The sequence below is a fragment of the Ruegeria sp. CH11 genome (genome assembly GCF_056537105.1).
Genome location: NZ_JBQFQX010000034.1, coordinates 1 through 9255, shown reverse-complemented (window position 1 = coordinate 9255; position 9255 = coordinate 1). Strand labels below are relative to the sequence as shown.

The window sequence follows — 9255 nt, the reverse complement described above, 5'->3', positions numbered from 1 at the left end:
AGGTTCAAATCCTACTCCCGCAACCAGCGTCAGAAAACCACAACACAACCCGTTCAGACTACAAACAGTCCACCAGACCAATTGCTTAACGTCCAAACCTCGTCAGGCTCATAACCTGAAGGTCGCAGGTTCAAATCCTGCTCCCGCAACCTGCGTCAGAAAATCTCAGTACAGCCCGTTCAGACTACAATTGATCCACTGGATCAATTGCTTAACGTCTTCACCTCGTCAGGCTCATAACCTGAAGGTCGTAGGTTCAAATCCTACGCCCGCAACCATCACGGTCGAACAGAGTCTCGAACAAGCCGCCTCAGGGCGGCTTTGTTCGTTCTGGGGCGCCCCCAACGCAAGCAAACCTGCCAGTTCTCCAATGAGTTCAATTTCATACGGCCCATCTTCCGGGACCAATCGAATCTCAGACAGCAGGCCGCGAATGATGGATGTCGCCTCAGCTTGAGAAGAGGGATCGCGCAACGCAGTGGTCAAATTGGCGATTTGCTCCCGATACACATCGGACAATCCGGGATGCAGCAAAGCCGGTGGTTCAGACGCGGCGGAGGCGATCAAGGCTTCGAGTTCCGATTTGCGAACCTCCAACGCTGTCAGCTTATCCTTCATGCTGGCGTGAAACATGCCATCGCTGATGGCGTCTACGGATGCGCAAATGGCGCGTCTGGAGCCCTTCTTCCCGAAGCCCCACGGCAAGCCGCGCGTCGATGACAGGCGTGTGTTGAGCGGGATTATCTTCATCAATCGCAATGGTTTGCGGTGGCGAGATGCCTCTGCTGCCTATGGATCGCACAAGACGCTGTACAATCGATGGAAACGGTGGAGCAACAAGGGCATCTTCGCGCGAATGATGGCTGGCCTGGCCGCCGAGCACGGCGAACAGAAGACTGTGATGATCGACGCGACCTATCTGAAGGCTCACCAGACAGCGACCAGCATGGGCGTCAAAAAAGGGGGGCGTGGACGCCTGATTGGTCGAACCAAGGGCGGCATGAACACCAAACTGCACGCCATCTGCGACAGTCAGGGACGCCCGCTGAACCTGTTTATAACCGCAGGACAGGTCAGAGACTACATCGGTGCTCGGGCTCTGTTCAGCGGCATGCTGAATGTCGATTGGCTACTCGGAGATCGCGGATACGATGCCGATTGGTTCCGAGAAGCGTTACAAGACAAAGGGATACGCGCTTGTATCCCCGGTCGGAAGCAGCGCAAGACAACGGTGAAGTACGACAAGCGCCGATACAAACGCCGCAACCGGATCGAGATCATGTTTGGCAGGCTCAAGGATTGGCGCCGTTTGGCAACCCGTTACGACAGGTGCCCGAAGGTCTTCCTCTCAGCAATCGCCCTCGCAGCTCTCGTCATCTATTGGCTATGAGTCCTGAACCTAGCGAAGTATGTGCGGGTGGACGCCTCGTCTACCTGTCTTTGATGCTTGGACCAATCGTCCAACAACTGGCAAATGAGCTTTTGTCTCGCGTCTTGAGTACTTCATGAGCGCGAGAGCATCTGATCAAGTTCAATTCGCAGAAATTGGGCAGCTTGTGTTTCCTCTATTCAACGCAAGTCAGGCGATCGCAAAGTTGAATTCATCCGCTTGCAGCCGTGTAAATTCAATAGCTTCCAAACTGAACTCTGTATCTCCTTCGGCCGAGATAGAGACCTCGTCAAAAGTTTCGCTATCAGCAAGTTCATAGGTCAGTTCCCCATCCACAATCTTGGCTATTGTGGCATCTACCAATTCACCATCGTCGAAGAACTGTAGTTTCACTTGGTCGCCACGACGCACTGACGCAAACTCGAACTCGACGTCGATTGCGTCACCAAAGCCACCGCTACCATCAAGTACGAATCTCAGCGCCTCTTCGTCATCCACCCGGCGGGCTTCTGGACGCCAGAAACGATCACCGAAAAGTGAAAAGACACCTAGCCCAACGCCGGCAGTGGTGATGAAATCAAAGCCCCACTTCTCGCCGTCGTCGGACGAAATGGTAAGGCCGCCACCTTTCACCGTTATGTCATCCTGGATATAACCCAAGCGCTGTGAAGATTGTTTCTCACCATCTACCGAGTAGATCAGTTTGTCGCGCCAGCGGCCTTCGACGATCTCATAACGTGTTTCGACGGTTTCCATCGCTGGGGTCATCACGTCATCATCTAGAATGTCGACGGTGGTTGAACCGTTGATAATCGCCGCATCACCCGAAATCAGGTCGAAGCTGAATGTGACATCCTCGTTGGATTCAACATCCGTATCACCCAGAATCCCGATTTCGACAATGCCCGCAGATTGACCAGCAGCCAAGTTCAGTTGCCCCGGCATCGCACCCGTCAGATCCTCTGCATCGGCGCTGCCACCGAAGCTATAGGCAATCTCGACCTGTTCGCTCAGATCTCCGGTGCGATAGATTGTGAATACCAAGCTTTGAACGCCATCCTGCCCTTCGACAATTTCGGTTTCCGAGGCCAGAACACCAAGCGCTGAAATTATCTCGGGCGCGTCTGTAACTTCGGCCATAGTGCTGGGTGCAGAGACCGTTTCAGCCGAGGCAATTGCAGTCTCTAAGTCACCTGTTGCGATTGCGTCAAAGATCGCGGCTTCACGTAATATCGGATCGTCGATACCGGCCACGGCGTCTTCGATTATAGCGCGCAGTTCATCCGGGATTGCGTCCATGGACAACTCGCCAATCGGGAAGCTGAGATCGGTAAAGTCGTCTGTACCTTCTCCGGGTGCGTAGGCGAATAGAGATGTGGCATCGCTGATCCGCCACGCATCGGCATAGATACCATACAGATCGTCAAAACTGATCGGCTGAGGTAACACAGTGCCGTCAGGCAGCGCCAGATCGTTCGAGCTGTCGCCATCACCATTGCCCAGCAATCCGCGAACCTCACGACCTTCTGCAAGGAAAACAGAAGCGTTCAGGAAGTCTTCGAACAAATCGATGCGCAATTGCTCACCTGTGGCATAAACAACAGTAATGGCCTCGCCATCAAAGTAGATTTCGCCATCTCCGACCGAAAGGCCACCAATCGCATCACCGGGGTCAACCGACACTCCGTCGATTGTCAGCAATGCTGGCGTACCAGCTTCGATCATCACCGCAACACCGCCAAGCCGCGTCGCAATCGCCTCGGTCTGGCTTGCGATGTCACTGCCGGGAACCGGCTGATAGCGAACTTGCACAAGCAGATCAGCGCCGGATGTGGCCTCGATCAGGGTAAATTCGCCCACGGCCTGGAAGCCGTATCCGAGGCCGTCAAGCGTCACGATATGCGGATCGCCGTAAGACCAAGCGCCAGCACCAGCCGGGATTTCACCTGGGACGCCATCGTCATTGCGAATGCTGCCGGTAGCCTCGCGTACACCGATTTCAAGACCCGCCGGCCAGCTTGCATCTGTTTGGATGGCCGCGATTACATTGTCATGCAACTCAGCAACATCGTCCGCAACGATTTCGATATCAAAGGTGACGCTGCTCGCTCCTGCCGGGATCGTTACGGTGCCCGATTGCGGCAGACCGCCGATAAGATCGTCCGCCTCGGCACCCAGCAACCCTTCTGCGCCACGGATGGTGTAAGGCACGGTGATTTCATCCGAGGTATCGCCAGTACGCGAGACGGTGAAGGTCAGAATGCCACTGTCTTCTTGTGCATTCTCTCCCGTGATATTGACCGTCGCGGGCTCATCATCATTCAGAATGCGGACGAATGTCTGGCTTCCGGCAAGCTCGGCTGGAACCGCCCCATCAGAACCGGGATTCGAGAGAGTCAGAGATAGAGCCTCATCCCCTTCGATCACCGTGTCCCCGGCGACCTGAATCGTGAACGTTGCCTCGCGCTGACCAGGCAGGAAGGTCACAGTTTGCGGTACCCCAAGCGGCGTCACAAGATCCGACCCATCGGCCGGTGACACACCGCTGCCCGCCAGGGTTACGTCCACCGTTGCGGTCGAGAATATGTCGCCGCTACGGCGGAGGGTGACGGTGCCTTCGCTTATTCCAGAGTCACCTTCCGTGATCGCCAGTCCAAAACTGCCTGCGCTGTCAACAGAAATCACTGCCGGCTGCGGCCCGCCGACTGGGCCGCCCGCCGAATTGACGGGACCGGAATAGCCGTTGGTCAGGATCATTGTTGCTTCCGCTATTCCATCGCCATCTGTGTCGATGAGCAATTCATCACCAACGATTGTCAGGTCTGCGCCGATGTAATTAAAATCTTCGTCAAATACAGCAATGCTATCTTCAATCGAAAAATCGGTAATCGTATCTCCATCGAGTTCGAATAGCCTTCCACCAAATTCATCAGCGCCAAGGCCTCCGCTGACAGTGTCTATGCCCCCTCCGGCGTAAAGACCATCGTTCCCCGCGCCTCCAGTAACTGTGTCGTCACCGAAGCCTCCAATAAGTACATTATCGTTACCGTCACCAATCAGTTCGTCATCAAGGTCTGAGCCTTGCGCCTGCTCAATGCCAATCAGCGTGTCCATGCCGCCAAAACCATCAGTGGCCTCACCAAGTGCCAAATCCACCCTGACGCCTGTCGTGGCACCGCGATCGTCATCGAAGCTATAGCTAACTCGATCAATGCCGCCCATGCCATTGATGGTGTCATCTCCGGCCAGACCCTGAAAACGCTCGACATACTCATCCGTATCGCTGCCAATGAGTGTGTCGTTCCACATGCTTCCACGCACGGCTTCGATGTTTTGGAACGTATCTGAACCTATCAGAATACCTGTCGCTGTCCCGAGACCGCTCGCAACCGGGTCGCTGAAGTTTACAGTCACCCCTGGCTCTGGCGGATTCTGACCCTCCTCCAGCCGGACGTCATAGTTCAGCCAGTCACGGCCACCCCCACGGCCATCGATGAAGTCGTCGCCAAGCGAGCTGAAGAACTCCTGCCGCTCATCGCTGTCATCGCCCAGCAGAGTATCGTCGCCTTCGCCACCAGCGATATTGCGAATATTGGTAAACGTATCGACATCGCCACCAGCAAGGGTGGTCATACCCAAAGCAGTATCGATGGTCACCGCTTCGCCAATTCCGAAGTATTCGATGCTATAATAGCCCTCGGTCCCACCAACGATGGTGTCCGAACCAAGGCCCGGATTTACGCCGCCGCCTTCGCCGAAGAATGTGATTTCGTCATTGCCATCGCCGCCCTCGACAAAATCGTCGTCGCCACGGGCAAAGATCGTGTCATTGCCACGACCGCCTTCCAGATAGTTGTCCCGCCCTCCGAAACTGTCCAGCGTGTCGTCGCCCTCGGCCCCGCGAAGACTGTTGGTGTTGTCATCGCCGGTAATCGTGTCGTCAAACCGTGACCCGCGTATCTGTTCGATGCCGGTATAGGTGTCGGTATCCCCGTAGGTATCGGTTCCAAACCCGGCGTCAAGGCTTACGTCTATCCCAAGTTCCAACGAATCCAGATCAGCCTGTTCGCGACGATAATCTACCTCGTCGCGGTCACCCGCACCACCGTCAAAATTATCGGCACCACCAAAACCCTGGAACCTCTGCCGCCCTTCAGAGCCGAAGAAAGTATCATCATTGTTTGTTCCCCGGATGCGCTCGATACCGGAAAACGTATCAATATCACCGCCATAGTCCGTTATCGTGCCCTCAAATTCACCGCTGAAATTGACCGTGATTCCATTCGACGTTCCGTCATCAATGGAATCGAAGATATAGGACAGCTCATCATCTTCTCCAGTCTCACCGTCGGCACCGCCCAGCACCGTATCAGTGCCCCGACCGGGTGACAGGAAATCACCGCCCGCACCACCGTCAAGCGTGTCGTCTCCGTCTCCGCCCGAAAGGTCATCATTGCCGTCGTTTCCAGTAATCGTATCGTTACCGTCACGACCTTGTAGCCTCTCGTCGACGGCGGAGCCGATTATTGTGTCGTCAAAAATCGAGCCCCGAATTTCCTCAATCGAAATAAGCGTGTCCGTATCACCAAACGTATCGGTGACGAAGCCTGCATTCAGGTCGGCGTAGATACCACCCGTTCCACCTTCTTCGTGCTCAAACGCATAGCTTGCCCTGTCGCCGCCAGAATACTGGGCAGGCGCATCGCCACCGTCCAGTATATCATTGCCGCGGCCACCTAGCAGCGTGTCCCGCCCGTCACCACCGCGGATGGTATCATCACCATCGTTCCCTTCGAGATAGTCGTCACCGCCTCGTCCTTCAATCGTATCATCGCCGCCTAGGCCCGTAATATCGTTTGGCCCGTCATCGCCCAAAATGGTGTCCCCAAAGCGTGTTCCGGTTACATCCTCGACCGAGGTCAAATTGTCCGAATTACCCCAACCGTCGGTGGCCGTACCAGCCTCCAAATCAACATCAATTCCCTGCGTGATCGAACCAAAGCCATCGAAGCCATCGTCGTTATAGTCGACGCGATCTCGATTGACTGTACCCACATAAGTGTCGTTACCGCTGCCTGCCGCGAAATAATGCGATCCAGTGGCGTTCGGGTCCTGAGAAGCGATTACTGTATCGTCACCTGCGCGATCAAATGTGTAGGTGCCGCCCAGTCCACCGACATAGATTGTGTCATCATTGTTGCTGCCGTGGAAATTTTCGACATCGACCAGCGTATCGACCCCGCTTGGCCCTTTGTTAACTGTGAAAGCAAGGACGCTGCCAATCGCCGTATCCGTGTTGTTTATGAAAACACCATTGGGAAAAAACTCGATATCATAAAACACGGTGTCGTTGTCGGCCCCGCCGTCCAACATGTCGTTGCCTGCACTTGCGGTTAGCCAATCGTCGCCCGCAAATCCGAAATACTCATCGTCTGCGGCTGTCCCATTAAGAGTAAGATCTTCTTGATCGTCCCCTGGTGTTCCGTTGATCACAGGCATGAAATTCCCCCCCAATTTATGAATGGAATTGTTTGTCTCGTTGAATTTCACACGAGAAAACAAACTTCTAAAAAATCTTATCAAACTATGAAACACAGCAGAGTTGTGAGTCATCACCCAAATGGGTTATGAATTTAACGTATTTTTGTTTTGTTAGTTATTGCTATGAGTACCAGAATCGAACTCGAACAAGTTCTAAATACCATTAGACGGGCAGCTTTGGAGCCCGAGCTTTGGGCCAAAGTGCAATCCGAAACAGCTGCCTATTTGGGTGCTCCGGTCTCGCAAATTGCTGTCGCAGAACATACAGGCGACAGGAAATTCATAAGTCACACGCTAAATCTGCCGGAATTGGACCATGCGCTTCCCGAATGGGCACCTCAATCCGAAATCGTGGCTCATGCCGCCTCTAATCGAAACTGGCGATATATTGTGGATTATGACTATATCGACGAAGCGGGCATGGCGCGGAGTCCCTTTTATGCATTCAATGATGGATACGACATCCGATACAGGTTGGCTTTGCGCTTGCTGGATACACCTGACAGATCTGAAGTTATGCTTTGGGCTTGGCCCCAAAAATTTGGCCATCCACAATCCGAGCATCTTGAACGTTTAAGCCACATTCAGGAAGCGCTGCGGACATCAGCTTATGTCTGTGACATGCGATACCATTCTGACCCTGAATATACGGAAATCGAGCAAATACTTGAAGGTTTTCTGTGTCCAGCGATGGTTGTTGATGAGCAGGGACAGTTGATCAGTGCAAATTCCGTTGCAAAGCGTCGACTTGGAAAAAATTGGGGATTGAAGCTGGAGAATAATATTCTGGTGCCCCTCATGCTGGAAGCCCGCACACCCTTCAAATGTCTGATCGCAGATTGTAGCAAGCAAGCGGCATATGGTAGGCCGAGTGAAATGGCTTCCAGTCTGACGCTTGAAACGCCGCAGTCGTCGGACAAATTGATAGTTCGCACGCTGCCGCTTTCAGCGCGCCAGCACTTTCTACACTGCGCACGCCACCAAGTACTTCTGTTAGCGACTTCGACCTTCCCTTTCGAGTTCTCCACTGAAAGCGTCGCGCAAGTTTATGGCTTGACCCTAGCGGAGACAGAAGTCTTGTCACTATTTCTATCAGCGTCTTCTATACCCGAAATTTCTTCACTGCGCGGTGTGTCAAATGAAACAGTACGACGACAGATGAAAGCAATCATGTCCAAGGTGGGCGTATCTCGGCAAGCGGAACTGGTACTAGCGATTGCGTCAATCTCAAGTAGTTTTCCAATAGCGCCATGATACATTTATTGATGGCGGTTTTTATTGTCCCAAAAATATTTTGGTTTTGTCGGCTGATGAAACGCAAAGGTTTTTAGTATCCACGCTCAGGTGAAAACCCTCCGACTTCCAGTCGGACCTGCTTTAGCGCGATGAATCAGTTATGATCTTATCCTCGGGAAAAATGAGCCGCCGGTGAGGCTATGGCTCATTTTTCCCGAGGATAAGATCATGCGGCATGACACTAGCAAACATTGCGTTTTCTATCACCGCTATCACATCGTCTGGTCCACCAAGTATCGCTACAAGTTCTTACCGGCGGTGTGCGCCTGCGGGTGCGTGACATTCTACGTCAGGTCTGCCACGAGAACGAGATCGACATCCTGCGCGGGGTGCTGTCATCCGATCATGTCCACATGTTCGTATCGGTGCCGCAGAAGATCGCGATTGCGGATTTGGTCCGCAGGATGAAGGGCCGTTCGTCCCATAAGGTGCAACGGGAGTTTCCCGCGCTGCGCAGGCGCTATTGGGGGCGCCGGTTCTGGGGCAGGGGCTATTTATCGACCACCAACGGAGCAATTACCGAGGACATCGTCCTGCAATACCTCGAAAACCACATCGCCGATCCTACCGACGCCAGTCGGTAGTCGTTCAGTCAGTTGCAATGATAGCTATTGTATTGCGAAGACCACGTATTGGATGGCGGAGCAGTGGTTCGAACGGTCTTAATTAGCTGTATTCGCTCTTTGATGCTCGATCCGGATTGAGGCGATAGATCAATTTAAGCTTCGCGCCTCAGACTGGGTTTGAATGTTCGGTCTGACGGCATTGACCGTAGCGCAACGATGAGCGTGCCGCACCTGCGACTGATTGCTGCGCCAGCAATAGACGCGCGGGCAAATGGCCGCTTCGGCAACCTGTGCTGTTGCGCGGCAGGACCGCCGCTGCGAACGCGAACGGATGCTGCGTCAGCGAAGTCTGAAAATCGAATGGCCGCAGAGTCCGGAGGCTGTGTGGAAACGCACCGGATCTAGTCTTTTTCTGAGCTTGTGAGTTTTGTTGCGGTTGTTTCGCTGGATTTTTCATTTTCG

Annotated in this window: 5 protein-coding genes and 1 pseudogene; 3 read left to right on the top strand and 3 right to left on the bottom strand. The window is 53.7% G+C overall.

Annotated features, from left to right (window positions below):
* Positions 1 to 234: 234 nt before the first annotated feature.
* Complete coding sequence (locus tag ACR0LX_RS22635; protein ID WP_480785586.1) at positions 235 to 633, bottom strand: hypothetical protein; 399 nt, start codon at positions 631 to 633, stop codon at positions 235 to 237.
* Between ACR0LX_RS22635 and ACR0LX_RS22630 the strand changes: the two genes are divergently transcribed.
* Positions 632 to 1390, top strand: coding sequence for an IS5 family transposase (locus ACR0LX_RS22630; RefSeq protein WP_480785585.1), 759 nt, complete (start codon positions 632 to 634; stop codon positions 1388 to 1390). The two genes, ACR0LX_RS22635 and ACR0LX_RS22630, sit on opposite strands and share 2 nt — an antisense overlap.
* A 189-nt stretch (positions 1391 to 1579) precedes the next feature.
* Here ACR0LX_RS22630 and ACR0LX_RS22625 read toward each other — a convergent pair whose 3' ends face one another.
* Positions 1580 to 6889 carry a Calx-beta domain-containing protein gene (locus ACR0LX_RS22625; RefSeq protein WP_480785584.1) on the bottom strand — a complete coding sequence of 1770 codons (5310 nt, stop codon included), beginning with the start codon at positions 6887 to 6889 and terminating at the stop codon, positions 1580 to 1582.
* Between the two features lie 165 nt (positions 6890 to 7054).
* Here ACR0LX_RS22625 and ACR0LX_RS22620 point away from each other — a divergent pair, with 165 nt between their 5' ends.
* Both ACR0LX_RS22620 and tnpA read left to right on the top strand, forming a co-directional pair.
* On the top strand, positions 7055 to 8185 hold the full coding sequence (locus tag ACR0LX_RS22620; protein WP_480785583.1) for a helix-turn-helix transcriptional regulator: 1131 nt from the start codon (positions 7055 to 7057) through the stop codon (positions 8183 to 8185).
* A gap of 210 nt (positions 8186 to 8395) precedes the next feature.
* Positions 8396 to 8811 (top strand): annotated as a pseudogene (tnpA, locus tag ACR0LX_RS22615) (IS200/IS605 family transposase).
* A gap of 148 nt (positions 8812 to 8959) precedes the next feature.
* Here the strand turns inward: tnpA and ACR0LX_RS22610 are convergent.
* A partial coding sequence (locus ACR0LX_RS22610; RefSeq protein WP_480785582.1) for a hypothetical protein occupies positions 8960 to 9255 on the bottom strand: 296 nt, incomplete at its 5' end.